The 19,303-nt window shown below is 71.7% G+C and carries 16 protein-coding genes; 11 read left to right on the top strand and 5 right to left on the bottom strand.

Annotation, left to right across the window (positions count from 1 at the left end; all coding sequences use genetic code 11):
* Positions 1-268: 268 nt before the first annotated feature.
* Both NP777_RS44170 and NP777_RS44165 read right to left on the bottom strand, forming a co-directional pair.
* Positions 269-1,240, bottom strand: coding sequence for a pirin family protein (locus tag NP777_RS44170; protein ID WP_256655844.1), 972 nt, complete (start codon positions 1,238-1,240; stop codon positions 269-271).
* A 120-nt stretch (positions 1,241-1,360) separates the two neighbouring features.
* On the bottom strand, positions 1,361-1,855 hold the full coding sequence (locus NP777_RS44165) for an SseB family protein (RefSeq protein WP_020869891.1): 495 nt from the start codon (positions 1,853-1,855) through the stop codon (positions 1,361-1,363).
* Between the two features lie 137 nt (positions 1,856-1,992).
* On the opposite strand from NP777_RS44165, the gene NP777_RS44160 reads away from it, so the two are divergent.
* A complete protein-coding gene (locus NP777_RS44160) occupies positions 1,993-3,819 on the top strand; it encodes an acyl-CoA dehydrogenase (protein WP_256655843.1) in 1,827 nt (608 codons plus the stop codon).
* Between the two features lie 194 nt (positions 3,820-4,013).
* Here the strand turns inward: NP777_RS44160 and NP777_RS44155 are convergent, their stop codons facing one another.
* On the bottom strand, positions 4,014-4,382 hold the full coding sequence (locus NP777_RS44155; RefSeq protein WP_256655842.1) for a hypothetical protein: 369 nt from the start codon (positions 4,380-4,382) through the stop codon (positions 4,014-4,016).
* A 17-nt stretch (positions 4,383-4,399) separates the two neighbouring features.
* Positions 4,400-5,155 (bottom strand): TNT domain-containing protein, encoded by a 756-nt coding sequence (locus tag NP777_RS44150; protein ID WP_256655841.1) that lies wholly within the window; start codon positions 5,153-5,155, stop codon positions 4,400-4,402.
* A gap of 182 nt (positions 5,156-5,337) precedes the next feature.
* Between NP777_RS44150 and NP777_RS44145 the strand changes: the two genes are divergently transcribed.
* From NP777_RS44145 to NP777_RS44130, 4 genes are all read left to right on the top strand, one after another.
* Positions 5,338-6,627 (top strand): M18 family aminopeptidase, encoded by a 1,290-nt coding sequence (locus NP777_RS44145; protein WP_256655840.1) that lies wholly within the window; start codon positions 5,338-5,340, stop codon positions 6,625-6,627.
* A 1-nt stretch (position 6,628) separates the two neighbouring features.
* Positions 6,629-8,638: an AfsR/SARP family transcriptional regulator gene (locus NP777_RS44140; RefSeq protein ID WP_256655839.1), complete on the top strand. Its 2,010-nt coding sequence runs from the start codon at positions 6,629-6,631 to the stop codon at positions 8,636-8,638.
* A 132-nt stretch (positions 8,639-8,770) separates the two neighbouring features.
* Positions 8,771-9,466: a DUF4232 domain-containing protein gene (locus tag NP777_RS44135; protein WP_256655838.1), complete on the top strand. Its 696-nt coding sequence runs from the start codon at positions 8,771-8,773 to the stop codon at positions 9,464-9,466.
* Between the two features lie 281 nt (positions 9,467-9,747).
* Positions 9,748-10,866: a M20/M25/M40 family metallo-hydrolase gene (locus NP777_RS44130; protein ID WP_256655837.1), complete on the top strand. Its 1,119-nt coding sequence runs from the start codon at positions 9,748-9,750 to the stop codon at positions 10,864-10,866.
* A 30-nt stretch (positions 10,867-10,896) separates the two neighbouring features.
* Here NP777_RS44130 and NP777_RS44125 read toward each other — a convergent pair whose 3' ends face one another.
* The gene (locus tag NP777_RS44125; protein ID WP_256655836.1) at positions 10,897-11,622 is read right to left on the bottom strand and encodes a TetR/AcrR family transcriptional regulator; all 726 of its coding nucleotides are present in this window, start codon (positions 11,620-11,622) and stop codon (positions 10,897-10,899) included.
* 173 nt (positions 11,623-11,795) lie between these two features.
* Between NP777_RS44125 and NP777_RS44120 the strand changes: the two genes are divergently transcribed.
* The 6 genes from NP777_RS44120 to NP777_RS44095 are packed head-to-tail and all read left to right on the top strand — an operon-like array spanning position 11,796 to position 19,268.
* A complete protein-coding gene (locus tag NP777_RS44120; protein WP_256655835.1) occupies positions 11,796-13,508 on the top strand; it encodes an ABC transporter substrate-binding protein in 1,713 nt (570 codons plus the stop codon).
* Between the two features lie 31 nt (positions 13,509-13,539).
* Positions 13,540-14,508 (top strand): ABC transporter permease, encoded by a 969-nt coding sequence (locus NP777_RS44115; RefSeq protein WP_256655834.1) that lies wholly within the window; start codon positions 13,540-13,542, stop codon positions 14,506-14,508.
* Positions 14,505-15,419, top strand: coding sequence for an ABC transporter permease (locus NP777_RS44110; RefSeq protein ID WP_256655833.1), 915 nt, complete (start codon positions 14,505-14,507; stop codon positions 15,417-15,419). Before NP777_RS44115 ends, NP777_RS44110 begins: the two co-directional genes overlap by 4 nt.
* Complete coding sequence (locus tag NP777_RS44105) at positions 15,416-16,429, top strand: ABC transporter ATP-binding protein (protein ID WP_256655832.1); 1,014 nt, start codon at positions 15,416-15,418, stop codon at positions 16,427-16,429. Before NP777_RS44110 ends, NP777_RS44105 begins: the two co-directional genes overlap by 4 nt.
* Positions 16,426-17,430: an ABC transporter ATP-binding protein gene (locus NP777_RS44100; RefSeq protein WP_256655831.1), complete on the top strand. Its 1,005-nt coding sequence runs from the start codon at positions 16,426-16,428 to the stop codon at positions 17,428-17,430. Before NP777_RS44105 ends, NP777_RS44100 begins: the two co-directional genes overlap by 4 nt.
* Positions 17,427-19,268 (top strand): S9 family peptidase, encoded by a 1,842-nt coding sequence (locus tag NP777_RS44095; protein WP_256655830.1) that lies wholly within the window; start codon positions 17,427-17,429, stop codon positions 19,266-19,268. The genes NP777_RS44100 and NP777_RS44095 overlap by 4 nt, the downstream gene beginning before the upstream one ends.
* The last annotated feature ends 35 nt before the right edge of the window (positions 19,269-19,303 follow it).

The following is a 19,303-nucleotide window of genomic DNA, read 5'->3' as shown; positions in this document are numbered from 1 at the left end:
AACGGGCGGAGGCTCGGGGACCAGCGGAGGCTCGGGGACCAGCGGCGGCGGTGGCTCACTGGCCAACACGGGTACGTCCGGCCTGCTGAAGATCGTCTCCCTCAGCGCCCTGCTGGCCGGTGCGGGCGCGGCAGCCGCGTTCGCGACCCGGAAGCGTCGCGCCGGGCAACACTGAGACAACGCGGAAAGACGGGTGATCCGCCCGTAAGCGCCGACGAGCCCCGTCCGGATCCGGACGGGGCTCGTTCGCATCTCGTCCCGGCGAGCCTTACATTCCGCCCTCGGACATCCCGTGCACCGCCGGAATCGTGCCGAGCCGGCCCTTCTGGAAGTCCTCGAAGGCCTGCTGGAGCTCCGCGCGGGTGTTCATCACGAACGGCCCGTAGTGCGCCATCGGCTCCCGGATCGGCCGGCCGCCGAGGAGGACGACCTCCAGGTCCGGCGTGTGGGAGTCCTGCTTCTCGTCCGCGCGCACGGTCAGCGCGGAACCGGCCCCGAAGACGGCGGTCTGGCCCAGGTGGACCGGACGCCGCTCGGCGCCGACCGCGCCGCGGCCCGCGAGCACATACGCGAGGCCGTTGAAGTCCTCGCGCCACGGCAGGGTGATCTCCGCGCCCGGAGCCAGCGTGGCGTGCACCATCGTGATCGGGGTGTGGGTGATGCCGGGACCGGCGTGACCGTCCAGCTCACCGGCGATGACGCGCAGCAGCGCGCCGCCGTCGGGGGAGGTCAGCAGCTGGACCTGGCCACCGCGGATGTCCTGGTAGCGCGGGGGCATCATCTTGTCCTCGGCCGGGAGGTTCACCCACAGCTGGAGGCCGTGGAAGAGACCGCCCGAGACGACCAGGGACTCCGGCGGGGCCTCGATGTGGAGGAGGCCGGAGCCGGCCGTCATCCACTGGGTGTCACCGTTGGTGATCGTGCCGCCACCGCCCTGCGAGTCCTGGTGGTCGAAGACGCCATCGATGATGTAGGTGACGGTCTCGAAGCCGCGGTGGGGGTGCCAGGGGGTGCCCTTGGGCTCGCCCGGCGCGTACTCCACCTCGCCCATCTGGTCCATCATGATGAACGGGTCGAGGTGCTTGTAATCGATACCGGCGAAGGCCCGGCGCACCGGGAAGCCCTCGCCCTCGAAACCGCTGGGAGCGGTCGTGACGGCGAGCACGGGGCGCTGTCGTGCCTCGGCGGGTGCCGCGACGCGCGGCAGGGTCAGTGGGTTCTCTACGGTCACTGCGGGCATGACGGCCTCCTCGGTCGTTCACCATTCAACTTAATTGAACGGTGAACGACCCGCAAGAGGGTCTTTATTTCCACCCGAGCGCCCTGCGAGGCAACCGGTGATATCGGGACGTATCCCGATCTAGCCGTACATGCGGCGCATGGCGAAGTCGACCATCTGCTCCACCGCCTTCGCATCGAAGACGATCCGGTGCTCGCCCTCCATGTCGAGGACGAAGCCGTAGCCGGTGGGCAGCAGATCGATCACCTCGGCGCCGGTGATCACGAAGTACTTGGACTCCTTGCCCGCGTACCTCCGCAACTCCTTGAGCGAGGTGAACATGGGGATCACCGGCTGCTGGGTGTTGTGCAGCGCCAGGAAGCCGGGGTTGTCACCACGCGGGCAGTAGACCTTCGACCCGGCGAAGATCTGCTGGAAGTCCTCGGCCGACATCGATCCGGTGGTGAAGGCCCGCACCGCGTCGGCGAGCGACGGCGGGGAGGGCTCCGGGTAGAGCGGCTGCTGGCCGTACCCCGCACCCGCCGCGTGATGTGACGCATGCGGCTGCTGTTGCGGCGGAGGCGGCGGGGCGGCGTAGCCCTGCCCTGCGCTCGCGTTCTGGTCGTAGCCGTACATGCGCAGAAGCGTACTGAGTCACAGTTACCCGGTTGAGGGTTGCCCTTTATTACCCACGGGTAGCATCATGGCATCAGCTGATCTGATACGCGTCAACGCAGAGGTCCTGGCCTCCCGATCCTTACGGAGCCGTCGCCATGGGGCACTACAAGTCGAATCTCCGCGACATCGAGTTCAACCTCTTCGAGGTGCTCGGGCGCGACACGGTGTACGGCACCGGACCGTTCGCGGAGATGGACGTCGACACCGCCAAGAGCGTGCTCGCCGAGATATCCCGGCTCTCCGAGCACGAGCTGGCCGAAAGCTACGCCGACTCCGACCGGAACCCGCCCGTCTACGACCCCAAGACCCACACGGCGCCGCTTCCCGAGTCGTTCAAGAAGAGCTACCGGGCCTACATGGAGGCCGAGTGGTGGCGGCTGGGCGTCCCGGAGTCGCTCGGCGGCACCGCCTGCCCCCGCTCGCTGCTGTGGGGCTCGGCCGAGACCATCCTCGGCTCCAACGCCCCGATCTGGATGTACGCCTCGGGCCCGGCCTTCGCGGGGGTGCTCCACGACGAGGGCACCGAGGAGCAGCTGAAGATCGCTCAGCTGATGGTGGACAAGCAGTGGGGCTCCACCATGGTGCTGACCGAGCCGGACGCCGGTTCCGACGTCGGCGCGGGCCGCACCAAGGCGGCCCAGCAGGAGGACGGCACCTGGCACATCGAGGGTGTGAAGCGGTTCATCACCTCCGGTGAGCACGACCTCTCGGACAACATCATCCACTTCGTGCTGGCCCGTCCCGAGGGTGCGGGGCCCGGCACCAAGGGTCTGTCGCTGTTCGTCGTCCCCAAGTACGACTTCGACTGGGAGACCGGTGAGCTCGGCGAGCGCAACGGCGTGTACGCCACCAACGTCGAGCACAAGATGGGTCTGCGGGTCTCCAACACCTGCGAGCTGACCTTCGGCGCCGACCACCCGGCCAAGGGCTGGCTGCTGGGCGAGAAGCACGACGGCATCCGCCAGATGTTCAAGATCATCGAGTTCGCCCGGATGATGGTCGGCACCAAGGCCATGGCCACCCTCTCCACCGGCTACCTCAACGCGCTGGAGTACGCCAAGGAGCGGGTGCAGGGTCCGGACCTGGCGGCCTTCACCGACAAGACCGCGCCGCGGGTGACCATCACCCACCACCCGGATGTGCGCCGCTCGCTGATGACGCAGAAGGCGTACGCGGAGGGCCTGCGCGCGTTGGTGCTCTACACCGCCTCGGTCCAGGACGAGGTCCTGGTCAAGGAGGCCGCGGGCGAGGACACCTCGGCCGTGAACCGCCTCAACGACCTGCTGCTGCCCATCGTCAAGGGCTACGGCTCGGAGAAGGCGTACGAGCAGCTGGCGCAGTCCCTGCAGACCATCGGCGGCTCCGGCTACCTCCAGGAGTACCCGCTGGAGCAGTACATCCGGGACGCCAAGATCGACACCCTCTACGAGGGCACCACCGCCATCCAGGGCCAGGACTACTTCTTCCGCAAGATCGTCCGGGACCAGGGGCAGGCGCTGACCGTCGTCTCGGAGGAGATCAAGAAGTTCCTGGCCGAGGCCGCCGGGGGCGAGGACCTGGAGGCCGCCCGCGACCAGCTCGCCCAGGCCGCGGTGGACCTGGAGGCGATCGTCGGCGCGATGCTCACCGACCTGGCCGCCACCGAGCAGGACGTCAGCTCGATCTACAAGGTCGGTCTCAACTCGACCCGGCTGCTGCTGGCCTCCGGTGACGTGATCATCGGTTACCTGCTGCTCAAGGGCGCGGCCGTGGCCGCCGAGAAGCTGGGCACCGCGTCCACCAAGGACCGCTCCTTCTACGAGGGCAAGATCGCCGTCGCGAAGTTCTTCGCCCATGAGGTGCTGCCGGGCGTCTCGGTGCAGCGTTCACTGGCCGAGTCGGTCGACAAGGGTCTGATGGACCTGGACGAGGCCGCGTTCTAAGGGCCTCCCTCACAGCGTCCGGGGGCCGGCCGTCCCATCCTCCAGCGGGGCGGCCGGCCCCCTGGGCTGTGCGCGCTCACGCCGTCGTCGCTCGCCCTGGTCGTCACCGCTCGCCCTGGTCGTCACCGCTCGCCCTGGCCGTCACCGCTCGTCACCGCTCGTCGTCGCTCGTCACCGTTCGTCATCGCTCGCCGTCATCGCTCGTCATCGCCGGGCGGCCGCTCCCGCAGTGCCCGTTCGACCTCCTCGCGGGCCCACCGCCTGAGCTCCTCGCCCTGTGCGAGGAGTTCGTCGATCGACTCGCCGCCGCCCTCCGGCGGGCGCGGGCGGGCCCTCAGCTTCGCCAGCAGATCCCGGCACGCCTCGTCCTCCGTGGCGAACCGGCCGGTGTCCCGGTCCAGGGACCGCTCCCGCAGGCCGGTCTCCCAGCCGCCGTCCGGCGCGGGCCGCAGGTAGTAGTACGCGTCCGGCCGCACCGGGATGTCCTGCACACCCGGGATGTCGTACAGCGCGTCCGGTACCTGCTCGTCGCGGAGGGTCCGGACGAGTTCCGTTCTGTCCACCGGTCCAGGATCCGCCCTCAGTTGAGCGGGCGGAGATTACCGGCCGCGACGAGTTGGGGGATCGAAGGTCCGGTCAGATACTGCAGACCGAAGCCTGGTTGGCCGAACCAGGGCCGGATGGGGCCGCCCTCGACCAGGAAGGGTTCGGTGACCTCGTAGAGGTGATAGCCGTGCGGATACGCCGGGTCGAGGGTGTTGAGGCTGCTGGGCGGCAGCGCGCGGTCGGCGTAGGGCGTGCCCGCCGGGGCGAGGAAGTGGCCGAAACCGCTCCCGAACAAGTCGACCTTCTGGCCGACCTTCAGCCGGACCGTGGTGTGCAGGGGCGACCCGTTGAGCAGGACCCAGCCGTCGGGGTACGGGTACCACCAGCCGTTGGTCTGATCGTCCCAGTAGCAGCCCAGGAACGCGGAGGAGGTGGGGAAGCGGTCGAGTCGTTCATAGCCTTCGAGCATGCGCCCGATCGCGCCGGAGCGGGGGAGCTGAGCGGGTCCGAGCCGCCAGTCGCCCGAGTAGTAGCGGTCGAGCGGAGGATTCGGTGCGGTGTTGGTCCCCCCGATGCGGTTCGTGGTGGTACAGGGAGGGTGACCCTTGCCCTCGCCGTCCCCGCCGCCCACCGGCCGCGGGCCGGGTGAGGGCGCCGCCACCGGCTCCGGAGACGCCACGGGGGCCAGCCCCGCGGTGAAGTCCGTGACGGGCTTGGCCATTGCCGGTCCGCCGGCACACAGCAGCAGCAACGACCCCAGGACGACAAGCAGGTGTCGAAGAACGCGCATCCGGTATCCCCTCGAGTTACGACTCAGTGCGACGTTGCTTGATCACAGGGAATATCGACCGATTCGCCCGACTTCTCGCCTTAGCTGACGTGCTTTCATCAGATTGGATCAACGTGGCCCCACGGATGGCCGCCGCTCCCGTACCAGGGCGAGCCGACCCCCGGCGAATCTATGCTGAGCACATGAGCGCACAACCCGGCATCGACCGCGGCCACACCGATGACCTGATGTCCTTCCTCCGCGCCAGCCCCTCGCCGTACCACGCCGTGGCGAGCGCCGCGGAGCGGCTGGAGAAGGCCGGGTTCCGCCGGATCGAGGAGACCGCGCCCTGGGACGGGACGGCCGGTGGACGGTTCGTGCTGCGCGGTGGCGCGATCATCGCCTGGTACGTCCCCGAGGGGGCGGAGGCCGCCACTCCGTACCGGATTGTGGGCGCTCACACCGACTCTCCCAATTTGCGGGTGAAACCCATTCCCGACACCGGTGCGCACGGCTGGCGGCAGATCGCCGTCGAGATCTACGGCGGGGCGCTGCTCAACACCTGGCTCGACCGCGACCTCGGGCTCTCCGGCCGGATCACCCTCAGAGACGGCTCCGACCATCTCGTCACCGTCGACCGGCCGTTGATGCGCGTGCCCCAGCTCGCCGTGCACCTCGACAGATCGGTCAACACCGAGGGCCTCAAACTCGACAAGCAGCGCCATATGACGCCCATCTGGGGGCTCGGCGGCGTCGAGGAGGGCGACCTGATGCGCTTCGTCGCCGAGGAGACCGGGGTCGCGGCCGAGGAGATCGCCGGCTGGGACCTGATGACCCACAGCGTCGAGCCGCCCGCCTACCTCGGCCGGGACCGCGAGCTGGTCGCCGGGCCGCGGATGGACAACCTCGTCTCCGTGCACGCCGGTACGGCCGCGCTCATCGCCGCCGCGCAGCAGGAGCTGACGTACATCCCCGTGCTGGCCGCCTTCGACCACGAGGAGAACGGCAGCCAGTCCGACACCGGCGCCGACGGCCCGCTGCTCGGCACGGTGCTGGAGCGCTCGGTCTTCGCCCGCGGCGGGGGGTACGAGGAGCGGGCGCGGGCCTTCGCGGGCACCGTCTGCCTGTCCTCCGACACCGGCCACGCGGTCCACCCCAACTACGCGGAGCGCCATGAGCCGGGCCACCACCCGCGGCCCAACGGCGGCCCGATCCTGAAGGTGAACGTCAACCAGAGATATGCCACCGACGGCGCCGGGAGAGCCGTCTTCGCCGCCGCCTGCGAGCGCGCCGGCGTCCCCTGGCAGAGCTTCGTCTCCCACAACTCGATGCCGTGCGGCACCACGATCGGCCCGATCACCGCCGCCCGGCACGGCATCGCCACCGTCGACATCGGTATCGCGATCCTGTCCATGCACTCGGCCCGGGAGCTGTGCGGAGCACAGGACCCGCGGCTGCTGGCCAAGGCACTGCACGCCTTTCTGGGGGCTTGAGTTGGACTTCTCCCTGCTGGGTCCGGTGACCGTCACCGCGGGCCCGCAAGCAGCACCCGTCGAGCTTCCGTTGGGGCCCGCCAAACGCCGCAGCGTGCTGGCGATGCTGCTGCTGCGGCCCAACGCGACGGTGTCCGTGGAGCAGTTGATATCCAGCCTGTGGGAGGACGAGCCGCCCGCCCACGCCCGGACCGTCATCCAGGGCCATGTCTCCCGGCTCCGCGCGGCCCTGGCCGAGGGCGGCGCCGAGGACCACGGCGTCGAGCTGGCCACCCACAGCTCCGCCTATCTGCTGCGCATCCCCGAATCCCTGATCGACACCCAGCGCTTCGACCAGCTGACCGCCCAGGCCAGCCCGGAGTCCGCCCCCGGCGAGGCCGTCCAGCTGCTCCGGCAGGCGCTCGGCCTGTGGCGCGGCCCGGCGCTCACCGGGACCGTGGCCAGCCCGCCGTTCGCGGCGGCCGCGCACGCCCTGGAGGAGCGGCGGCTGAGCGCCGTGGAGGCCCTGGCGCGGGCCCACGAGGGCCTGGGCGAGTACGAGCAGGCGGTGCGCGCCCTGCACCCCGCCGCCGTCGCCAATCCGCTGCGCGAGGGGCTGATCGCCGCCCTGATGCTGGCGCTGTACCGCTCCGGGCGGCAGTCCGACGCGATCGCCTGGTTCCACCGCACCCGGCAGTTGCTCGACGACGACCTGGGGGTCGACCCGGGCCAGCGGCTGAGCGCCGCGTACCAGGAGATCCTGCGGGCCGCCCCCGCGGCGGACGGGCCGCGGGGCGGCGCCGAGGCCGCCGGGCAGCAGCCGGGCGCCTCGGGACAGCCGGGCGCGCAACCGGCGGCGGCCACCCCGCACCATCCGCTGTCCGCGGCCGCCTCGGCGCCCGTGCCCGAGCTGCTCCCCCGGCCCCCGGCGGGCTTCCACGGCCGGGTCGCGGAGCTGGCCGAGCTGACCCGGCTGACCCTGGGCACCGCGGAACCGGCCCAGGGCGGTGCCGCGGACGGCTCCGGCGGCTACCCCCAGGCGGGCGGCATCGGGCTGCTCACCGGGCCCGCCGGGGTCGGCAAGACCGGTCTTGCGGTCCACTGGGGCCATGCCCACGCCGCCGCCTTCCCCGACGGACGGCTCTTCGCGGATCTGCGCGGCTTCAGCGGCGGCGAGGCGGTGCTGCCCGCCGAGGTGCTGCGCGAGTTCCTGCTGGCGCTCGGCACCCCGGCCGAGCAGATCCCCACCTCGCCCGAGGCCGCGGCCGCGCTGTACCGCTCGCTGGCCGCCCGCCGCAGGCTGCTGGTGGTGCTGGACAACGCGGGCAGCTCCGCCCAGGTGCGTCCGCTGCTGCCCGGCGGCCCCCACTGCGCCACGCTGGTCACCAGCCGCAGCAGGCTGGACGGGCTGATCGCCACCGACGCCGCCCGCCCGGTGCGGCTGCACGCCCTCGGCCCCGAGGACGGGGTGGGCCTGCTGGGCGCGCTGCTGGGGCCCGCCCGGGTCGCCGAGGACCCGGAGGCCGCGCGGGAGCTGGTGGCGCTGTGCGACGGGCTGCCGCTGGCGCTGCGCGCCGCCTCCGCCCAGCTGATGGCCCGGCCCCGCTGGCGGCTGGCCCGGCTGGCGACCGCGCTGCGCGACGAGCGCCGCCGGCTCGCGCTGCTGTCGGCGGAGGACACCGGAGTGGCCGCCGCGCTGCGCAACTCGGTGGCCCGGCTCTCGGCGGACGACGCACAGCTGCTGCGGGCCCTGGGCGCCGGTTTCGCGCGGGAAGTCAACACCGCGGAGGCGGCCGCGCTGTCGGGCGCGGACCCCGAGCTGATCCAGGACTCCCTGGAGCGGCTGGCGGAGATGCACCTGCTGGACGAGGAGGCCACCAACCGTTACGTGATGAGCGATCTGGTGAAGCTCTTCGCCCAGGGCGACGGCAGCGACCGCGACGCCCCGGGCGAGGCGCCCGGCGGAGCCGCCGGGGGACCCCCTGGCGGAGCGCCTGGCGGATCCCCTGGCGGGCCGTCACAAGGGGGCTGAGCGGCGGCGAACAGCGGGGCGTTAGCGAGGCGTTAGCGGGCGGCAGCCGTTCACCAGCCGAACGGCAGCCGGTCCGGACAGGCTTGAGCCGTACCGGAGAACGCCCTAACGCCCGCTGAGGGGAGACCCGCCATGCCGCTCACCACCGCTCGCCTCGCCCACCGCGCCGGCACCCTGCGCTCGGTCGCTGCCGGACTGACGGTCGTCGCCGCGGGCATCACCCTCGCGGCGTGCGGCACCGCCGACGCGTCGGGCGTGCGGACGGCCGGCGCGGCGGAGAGCGTCGCCCCGGCCGTCCCGGCCGCCCATGAGGACGGCCTCCAGGACGGCGCCCGGCGCGCCGGGCGGGACACGCCGACGGGCGGCGGGGCCGACGCCGGGGCCCAGGGCGGTCTGCGGGCCGACAGCGCCGCCGAGGGGACGGCCGGGGCCTGCCGCCTCGACACGATGTCGGTGCGCGTCACCTCCGTCCCCCGCCCGGCCAATCACCTCCTGCTGGAGATCACCAACCAGTCCGGCGCGGCCTGCCGTCTCACCGGCTTCCCGGCGGTGCGGTTCGACGACGCGGACCCGGCCCTGCCGGAGGCCGCGGACACCCGGCCCCAGTCGGTCGTCACGCTGGCCCCGGGCGAGAGCGGCTACGCGGGACTGACCACCTCCGCGGCGGACGGCCCGGCCGACGGCCGTAAGGCCACCGGGCTGACCGTCTCCCTCCCCGGCGCCGACTACCGCCGCACCGTCGACCTCCCGGGCGACTCGGTGGAGGTCGGCCGCGGGGCGGAGGTCGGCTACTGGCAGAGCGACGCCTCCGACGCCCTGATCTGGTGACCGCCCATCCGGTCACCGGCCTCATCCGGTGACCGCCCCCGCCCTTCCGCTCCGGTGACCGCTCGACCCCGAGCCACCCAGCCGGACAGGTAGCCGCCTCCCCCCGGCTACCTGCCCCGGACGGCCCCCGCTTCGGCGGGGGCCGTCTCGTCATGTGTCATGGCGCGGCTCCCGTATAGCAACGGAGATTGACTATCTCCTAGACTAGGAGCATGGTGATGGTCCCGGAATCCCGTCGGCCCGGTGCCGACGGGACCGTCATCGATTCACAAGGAGCTCCCTTGTCCTTCAGTTCCGGCTCCACGGCCCCCGAGCGATTCACCCGGCGACTGGGGCAACTGGTGGGCATCGAGACGCCGTCGGGATGGACCCGAGGGCTGAACGACGTCTACGACCTGCTCGAAGCCTGGGCGGGGAGTTCGCTGGGCCGCCCCCGGCGGGTCGTCCGCGACGGGGTGCCGCATCTGCACTGGCCCGGCGCCGACCCCGCCGTACCGAGGAGCGGCCGGGTGCTGCTGCTCGGGCACGCGGACACCGTGTGGCCACTGGGCACCCTGGCGGAGAACCCGTTCACGGTGACGGGGTCGCGGGCGACCGGTCCCGGCGTCTTCGACATGAAGGCGGGCCTCGCGCTCGCCTTCGAGGCGCTCGGGGCGGCCGGGGACGTCTCCCACGTGAGCATGGTCGTCTCCGGGGACGAGGAGCGGGGCTCGGCCACGTCCCGCGCCCTCGTCGAGAAGGCCGCGGCGGCGTGCGGGGCGGTCCTGGTGCTGGAGCCCAGCGAGGGAGGCGCGCTCAAGACCGCGCGCAAGGGCGTGGCACAGTACCGGCTCGATGTGCGTGGCCGAGCCGCGCACGCCGGGCTGGAACCGCACAAGGGCGTCAACGCGCTGGTCGAACTGGCCCACCAGGTGCTGACGATCAGCGATCTCGCCGACCGCGACAGAGGAACCACCGTCACCCCCACGGTGGGCGGCGCCGGCACCACCACCAACACCGTCCCCGAGCAGGCGTTCGTGGACGTGGACGTCCGGGCCTGGGAACGGGCTGAACTGGAACGGGTGGAACGGGCGCTACGGGCGCTGCGTCCCCGGGAACCCGGCGCCGAACTCGCCTTCCAGGGCAGTGTCAACCGCGGTCCGCTGGAACGCGGGATGTCCGTCGACCTGCTGCTCTCGGCCCGCGCGGCCGCCGAGCGGCTGGGGCTCGCCCCGGTCACGGAGACCAGCGTCGGCGGCGGCTCGGACGGCAACATCACCGCGAGCCTGGGCGTGCCCACCCTGGACGGCCTCGGCCCGGACGGCGGCGGCGCGCACGCCCGGCACGAGTGGGTGGACCTGGCCTCCGTCGGGGACCGTACGGCCCTGATCGCCGGCCTCCTCGCCGACCGTGCGCCTTGATCGCGCGAACCGCCGGTCCCTTCCGGCCGGCTACCCCTCCGCCGCCTTCTCCCGCACTCTGGCCTCCACCGAGTCCAGCAGCATGTCGATCGCGTGGTCGAAGATCTTGGGATCGCCGATCGCCGTCAGCGGCGCCGTCAGGCCCGCGAGCCGCGGGTAGGTGTCCGCCGGGAGGCGGCGGTACTCGAGTTCCCAGGCCAGGGTGTCCCGGTCGCGGGAGTCGGGGTCGAGCGCGTGGAGTCCGGCCTCCATGGCGGACAGCGAGCGGATGACGTTCCCGAAGACACGTACGAACATCACCGCCTCGTCGTCGTCGAGGCCCGCGCGGTGCAGGCAGTCGAGGGCGAACTCCACATTGGCGAACTCGGTCGGTCTGCGGGTCGTACGGGCCGCCATCTGCCAGGCGAACACGGGATAGCGCAGATAGTGCTCGTGGATGTACCGGGCCTGGGTGCGCAGGTCGTCGCGCCAGGAGTCGGTGGCCTGGAGCTGTCCGCCGTAGGAGCGCGCCCGCAGGTCGTCGATGAGCTCCAGGATCAGCTCGTCCTTGTCCCGGAAGTGCCGGTAGAGCGAGGTCGGATGGGCGTGGAGTTCCTTGGCGAGGGCCTGGAAGGTGAACGCCTCCAGACCGTCCCGGGAGGCGACCTTCTCCGCCGCGTCCAGGATGACGCGTCTGCTGAGCGTGTCCCGCGCCAGCCGCCGCCGGCCCCCGCCCGCCGCGGCACCCTTGCCGCCGCCCGTACGCGCCTCACCCATGCGCTTCCCTTCCCTCGTCCTCCGGGACGCCGTCGCGACCCTATCGCTCGCCCCGAAACGTGATCCACACGCCTGGGCAATGCGAACGCATAGTTACTAGCCTATCTCCATTGCTAAGTCCTGGACGGCTCCCTACGATGAGCCCACGGCTTCGCCACGGAAGGTTTCCAGCCATGCCTCAACCGCTCACAGCGACCGTCCAGAGCCGGTTCCCGGCCAGATTCCCGACAGCCGGCGCCCTCCTCGCGGCCCTGGCGCTGACCGCCACCGCGTGCACTTCGGGGGCCGCCGCACCACTGTCGGACACCGGCACGGACGTCCCGGTCAGACGCGGTGGCAGCCTCGTCATAGGCGCCGAACAGGAACCCGACTGCGCCGACTGGATCGGCACCTGCGGCGCCTCCGTCTGGGGCACCTACCTGATGCAGGCCCAGACCATCCCGCAGGTCTTCGACGTCCGCCTCAAGGGCAAGAACTGGACACCGGTCCCCTCGAACCTCATGGCATACGAACCGACGACGAAACTGGTCGGGAAGCAGCAGCGGATCACCTACCGGCTGAACCCGAAGGCCGTCTGGTCGGACGGGAAGCCGATCACCTCGGCCGATCTGAAGTACACCGCCCTCCAGGTCCGCGACAGCAAGGCGATCTTCGACAAGAGCGGCTACGACCGCATCACGTCGATCGCCACCCCCGACAGCACCACCGCCGTCGTCACGCTCAGGTCTCCGTACGGCAACTGGAAGCAGCTCTTCGGCGCCGGCTACGGGGTGCTGCCCTCCCACCTCCTCCGGGGCAAGGACCGCGGCGCCGTCATGAAGGACGGCTACAGCTTCAGCGGCGGGCCCTGGAAGATCGCGTCCTGGAAGAAGGGCGTCTCCGTCACCCTCGTCCCCAACGACCGTTACTGGGGCCCCAAACCCCATCTGGACAAGGTCACCTTCCAGTTCGCCTCGGACACCTCGGCGGCCATCCAGGCCTTCTCCGGCGGAACCTTCGACGCCCTGTACCCGACCCCGCAGCTCACCACGGCGGACCAGATCAAGGCGCTGGGCGGCGCGGCCCGGATGCAGGTGCAGTCGCAGACCGGCAACCTCCAGGCGCTGTGGCTCAACAACGCGAAGTTCCCCTTCGACTCGTCCGCCGTGCGCAAGGCATTCGCCTACTCGGTCGACCGCGAGGCCATCGTCAAGCGCCTGTTCGGCTCGTACGGCGTCACCGCTCCGGCGCAGAGCTTCCAGTCGCCGCTGCTCTCCCGCTACGCGTCCACCGACTTCTCCGGCTACCAGCCCGACGCCGCCAAGGCGGAGCGGCTGATGAAGGCGGACGGGTGGACGAAGGACGGGAGCGGGTTCTGGACGAAGAACGGCAAGAAGGCCGCGTTCACGGTCACCTCCCTGGCCGGCAACCAGAGCCGTGAACTGACCGAGCAGATCCTGCAGTCCCAGCTCGCCAAGGCCGGGTTCCGGATGACGATCAAGAACTCCACGCCCGCGAACATCTTCGGCAGGATCGCCCCCGCCGGTGACTTCCAGCTCGGTCTGTGGAACCTCACCGACTCCTTCCCCAACCCGACCCTGTCCGCCACCTTCAGCGGCACGGCCATCCCGAGCGCCGCCAACCACCAGTCGGGCATCAACTTCATGCGCATCCGCGTCCCGGGCCTGGACCCGGTCCTGGAGCGGGTGGACACCGAACTGGACGACACCGCCCGGATCGAGGCGTCGCACAGGGCGGAGAAGCTCATCGCCGACAGCGTCCCCTCGCTGCCGCTGGCCGCCGTGCCGAACGTCCTGGTCACCGGCAAGCGCGTCGGCGGACCACTCTCGATCAACCCCGTGGAGGGCCCCTGGTGGAACCTCGAGGACTGGGGCCTGGCGAAGTGACACCGGTCCACTCACCCCGAAGGGGCCTGCCATGACCAGATACGCCCTGCGCCGCCTGCTCGCCTCCGTGCCCGTGGTCTGTGTCGCCTCGTTCATCCTGTTCTGGGCGGTGCGGGCGACATTCGACCCGCTGGCGAAACTGCGGCAGTCGGTCGACCCCACCGGGCTGCGCCGGGAGACGGTCCGCCTCGGGCTCGACCGGAGCCTGCCCGAGCAGTACCTGCTGTGGGTCAAGGGCTTCGTCCAGGGCGACTGGGGCACGAGCACGCGTACCGGCGGAACCGTGCTGCCGATGGTCGGCGACGCCCTCGGCACCACGCTCCAGCTCGTCCTGTGGGGAGTGGCCCTCGCCGTCGTCCTGGCGCTGGCGATCGGGCTGTACTCGGCGGCCCGCCAGTACTCCGCGGGCGACCACGTCCTGACGGGCCTGTCCTATCTCGGCGTCGCCATGCCGGCCTTCTGGTTCGGTCTGGTCCTCATCCAGGTGCTGGCCGTATGGCCCAAGCAGCAGTTCGGTCTCGCGGATCCCCCGCTGTACTTCGTGGGGCTCCACTCCGTCGGCCACGGCGGATTCGATCTGGACTACCTGCGCCATCTGGTCCTGCCGGTGGTCACGCTGACCGTCGGACTCGTCGCCTCCTGGTCCCGGTTCGGCCGGGCCACCCTCCTGGAGGCGCTGTCCAGCGACTATGTGCGCACCGCACGGGCCAAGGGCGTCCCCCGCCGCCGCATCCTGCTGCGGCACGCCCTGCGCAACGCGCTCGCGCCGTTCGTCACCGTCGTCGCCATGGACACGGCCGCCCTGGTCGGCGGGCTCGTGGTGACCGAGCAGATCTACTCGATCCCCGGCATGGGCAAGCTGTTCCTCGCCTCCCTGGAGACCGGAGACGTCTTCGTCCTGTTGCCCTGGATGTTCGTCGTGGCCGTCGCCGTCATCCTCTTCAACCTGCTCGCCGACCTGTCCTACGCCCTCCTCGATCCCCGGGTGGCCCTCCGATGACCCAGCCCACCGCCCTCCCGGCGCCCCCGCCGCCCGTGTCCGTACCGCCCACCGCGCCCGGCGACCCGCGGATCTCCCGGGTCGTGCTGTCCCGCTTCCTGCGCCACCGGCTCGCGGTCGCCTCGCTGATCGTGCTGGTCCTGCTGGCGGTCTGCTGCTTCGGCGCCGCCTGGATCGCGCCCTACCCGCGCAACGCGCAGAACCTCCTGGAGGCCTCGCAGCCGCCGTCCGGCACCCACTGGCTGGGCACGGACTCCATCGGCCGCGACTACCTCAGCGAGATGTTCTACGCCGGCCAGCTCTCGCTGGCGATCGGCCTGGGCGTCGCCCTGCTGGCGACCCTGGTGGGGACGGCGGCCGGCGCGGTGGCCGGGTATCTCGGCGGCTGGCCCGACGAAGTGATCATGCGCGTGGCCGACCTGTTCCTGATCGTGCCCCCGGTCGCCGTGCTGGCGGTGTCCCTGCAAGGTCTCGGTCCCTCACCGCTGACCATCGTCGTGGTGCTCAGCGGCCTGGGCTGGACCCTGATCGCCCGGGTCGTCAGGTCCCGGGTGATCCAGCTCCGCCACCAGGAGTTCGTGGAGGCGGCCCGCGTCATCGGCGCCTCCGGCCCCAGGATCGTCGTACGGCATCTGCTGCCCAATCTGACGGGCCTGATCGTGGTCAACGTGTCCCTGTCCGTGGCCATGGCGATCATCCTCGAATCCACCGTCAGCTTCCTCGGCTACGGCGTCCAGCCGCCCAAGTCGAGCTGGGGCAACATGCTCACCCAGGCCGCCGGGCTGATCGGTACCTCACAGTCCTATCTCCTGTACGTCCCCGGCCTGGCGATCCTCGTCACCGTGCTCGCCGTGAACTTCCTCGGCGACGGGCTGCGCGACGCGCTCGACCCCCGAGGCAGGCAGCGATGAAATCCGCCACCGAAGAGACCGGCGGGGCGGCGGCCCCGCTGCTGTCGGTCCGCGACCTCTGCGTCACCTACCGCTCCGACGCCGGTCCCGTGACCGCCCTCGACCGGCTCTCGTTCGACCTGCGCGCCGGGGAGACGCTGTCCATCGTCGGCGAGTCGGGCTCCGGGAAGAGCGCCGCCTCGCTGGCGGTGATGGGGCTGCTGCCGCGCAACGCCGTGGCCGAGGGCTCGGTGCGGTTCCGCGGCCAGGAACTGCTGGACCTGCCCGACCGGGAGATGCGTGCCGTACGCGGCCGGCGCATCGCCATGGTCTTCCAGGACGCGCTGGCCGCGCTCAACCCCATGATGACCGTGGGCGCCCAACTCGCCGAGGCGGTGAGCGTGCACGACCCGTCCGTCTCCCGGGCCGAGCTGCGGGAACGGGCCGTCGAACTGCTCGACCTGGTCGGCATCCCCGACCCCCGGACCCGGGCCGGCCAGTACCCGCACGAGTTGTCGGGCGGCATGCGCCAGCGGGTCATGATCGCAACCGGTATCGCCAACGAACCGGACGTCCTCATCGCCGACGAGCCGACCACCGCGCTCGACGTGACCGTGCAGGCCCAGGTCCTCGACGTGCTGGCGCGCGTCCAGGACCGTACGAAGTCCGCGATCCTGCTGATCACCCACGACCTGGGCGTGGTGGCCGGCCTCGCCGACCGGGTCCTGGTCCTGTACTGCGGGCAGAAGATGGAGGAGGCCCCGGTGGAGCCCCTCTTCTACCAGCCGGCCCACCCCTACACGCGCGGCCTGCTCGCCGCGCTGCCGAGGATCGACCGCGGCACCCGCCGGCTCGCCCAGATCGCGGGCCAGCCTCCTTCCCCCACCAACCGGCCCACGGGCTGCCCCTTCCGGAACCGCTGCCCGCACGCCGAGGACCAGTGCGCCGAGAGCCCCCGGCCGGTCCCGGTCGGGGACGGCCACATCACGGCCTGTCTGCGGGCGCGCGAGATCGCGAGCGTGACGCCATGACGGCACCGGCACTGACCGTCGAGGGGCTGGTGGCCGAGTACACCACCGGCCGGCGCGCACAGACCGTGCGTGCCGTCTCCGGGGTCGACCTCGTCATCCCGCGCGGCACCACCCTGGGCCTGGTCGGGGAGACCGGCTGCGGCAAGAGCACCCTGGGCCGCTGCCTGGTCCGGCTGACCGACCCGGCCGCCGGCCGGATCATGCTGTTCGACACGGATGTGACGGCGGCCGGACGACGGGAACTGGCGGCCGTACGCCGTCGGATCCAGTTCGTGTTCCAGGACCCGTACGCCTCCCTCAACCCGCGGCTCACCGTGCACGCGGCGCTCGCCGAGCCGCTGCGGATCCACGGCCTGCACCGGGGCCGGGAGAACGAACGGGTGCGGGAACTGCTGGAGCTGGTCGGCCTGGACCCCGCCCACGTCCACCGCCATCCGCACCAGTTCTCCGGCGGCCAGCGACAGCGCATCGGCATCGCCCGCGCGCTCGCGGTCGAACCGGAGGTACTCGTCCTCGACGAACCCGTCAGCGCGCTGGACGTCAGTGTGCAGGCCGGAGTGATCAACCTGCTGGAGGACCTCCAGCAGGAGCTGGGCCTCACCTATCTGTTCGTCGCCCACGACCTGTCGGTGGTGCGGCAGATCAGCGACGAGGTCGCGGTCATGTACCTCGGGCGGATCGTCGAACAGGGGCCCGTGGACACCCTGTTCACCCAGCCGCGCCACCCCTACACCCAGGCTCTGCTGTCGGCCGTGCCCATCCCCGATCCGCGCGTCCAGCGGGCCCGTCGGCGGATCGTCCTGGACGGCGATCTGCCCAGTCCGCTGGCCCCACCGTCCGGCTGCCGGTTCCGCACCCGCTGCTGGAAGGCACGGGACGTGTGCGCCGAGACCGCGCCCGTCCTCGCCGAGCAGGGCGAAGGGCACCTCGCCGCCTGCCACTTCCCCGATGCCCCACCCCCGGCGCCCCAGGGCGAACCCAAGGAGGTCACCGCACCATGACCAACGACTGGCAACGGTTCTTCACCGCCGAACGGCCCCTCGCGGTCCGGCGCGGGCGCGGACCCGGCGACCGATCGCTGATCGTCGTGGAGAGCGACGACGGTCCCCGGCTGTCACTGTGGGACGCCGAGCGCGGCACGGTCGCGCCGCTGAGCCAACTGACCTCGGGCGACCTCGCGCAGGCGGTCCTCTCCTCCGACGGCGAGCAGATCCTGAGCCTGCACGACGACAACGGCTCCGAGGTCGGCCATGTGTACGCCACCCGACTCGACGGCGGCGCCGGCCGTGATCTGACGCCGGACCTGCCGCCGTACACCCTGCGCGGTATCGACGTGGCGGGGCGGGCGGACCGTGCCGTGATCACCTGCGCGGCCGAGGACGGCTTCGCCCTGTGGCTGCTGGACACCGCCGGCCCCGCGGCCCCCGAGATGCTGTTCCGGTCGCCGCACGAGGCGTGGAACGGGCTGATCTCCACCGACGGCGCCCTCGCCTGCCTGGACACCACCGACCACAATCCGGGCGTCCGCAGGTTCGCCGTCACCGTGGTCGACACCGCCACGGGCGAGGTCCTCGACCGCCTCACCGACGGGCCCGAGGCACCCGTGCGCGGCGTGCGGTTCTCCCCCGTCCCGGGCGACGGCCGGGTACTGGTCGCCACCGAGCGCACCGGGTTCGCCCGTCCCTGTGTCTGGCATCCGAAGCGCGGCACCCGCGTCGACATCGAGGCACCGCATATACGAGGTGACCTGGTCCCGCTCGACTGGTCCGAGGACGCCACGCGGATCCTGGCCGTCCATGTGGACGGCGGGATCCACCGGGTCATGGAGGCCGACCTGGAGTCGGGCGCGCTCCGGCCGCTCGACCATCCGCCGGGGGCGTACTTCGAGCCGGACGTGGCGGACGCGCTCTGCCACCAGTGGGCCTCGCACTACGGCCCCGGACGCACCGTGCGGCTGCTGCGACAGCGCTTCGACTCGCCCCTGCGCGTCCTGCACGGCGACGGCCAGGACGCCGCACCCGTCCCCCGGCTCTTCCCGGAGCCGGACCTGGACGGCGTCCGGTGCGAGTCGAACCAGGTCCGCTCGGCGGACGGGACACACGTCCAGCTCTGGTGGGCCCGGCCGCGCCGCGCCCAGGGGCCCGTCCCGCTCGTCCTGCATCTGCACGGCGGCCCCAACCTGGTGACGGTCGACCGGTACGACCCCGCCGCCCAGGCCTGGCTGGACGAAGGCGTGGCCTACGCCTCGCTGAACTACCGGGGTTCGGTCACCTTCGGGCGGCGCTTCCGCGAGGGGTTCATGCCGGCGATCGGCGACCGGGAGCTGGAGGACATCGAGGCGGCGGTCGGCTGGCTGGTCGCGGAGGGCGTCGCCGATCCGGACAAGGTCTTCGTCACCGGTGCCTCGTACGGCGGTTTCCTGTCGCTGCTGTCGGTCGGGCGGCTGCCCGGACTGTTCGCCGGGGCACTGGCGCACGTGCCCATGGCCGACTGGCTGGCGGGGTACGAGGACATGAACCCGGCGCTGCGGGCGGCCTGGGCGTCGTTCTTCGGCGCACGGCCGGAGGACGGCCTGGAACGCTTCGTGCGCGCGTCGCCGATCACCTATGTGGCCGATGTCGTCGCGCCGGTCTGGATCAACCAGGGGACGCACGACACCCGCACCGCGCCCAAGCAGGTGCGCCGCTATGAGGAGGCGCTGCGCGCGGCCGGCGGGAACGTGGTCGTCGACTGGTACAGCGGCGGCCACGAGACCAGCGGGCGGGCCAAGGCGCTGGGCGAGCAGTCCAGGATGCTCGGCCTGGTCCGCGCCGCCCTGCGCCGGCAGCCCTGGAGTTAGCGCCGGTTGTGGACCGAGGAAGTCCCGGAGGCGGC

Source organism: Streptomyces rugosispiralis (assembly GCF_024505145.1).
Taxonomy (GTDB): domain Bacteria; phylum Actinomycetota; class Actinomycetes; order Streptomycetales; family Streptomycetaceae; genus Streptomyces; species Streptomyces rugosispiralis.
The sequence above is the reverse complement of the archived record's forward strand: the minus strand, read 5'-3'. Positions and strand labels throughout refer to the sequence as shown.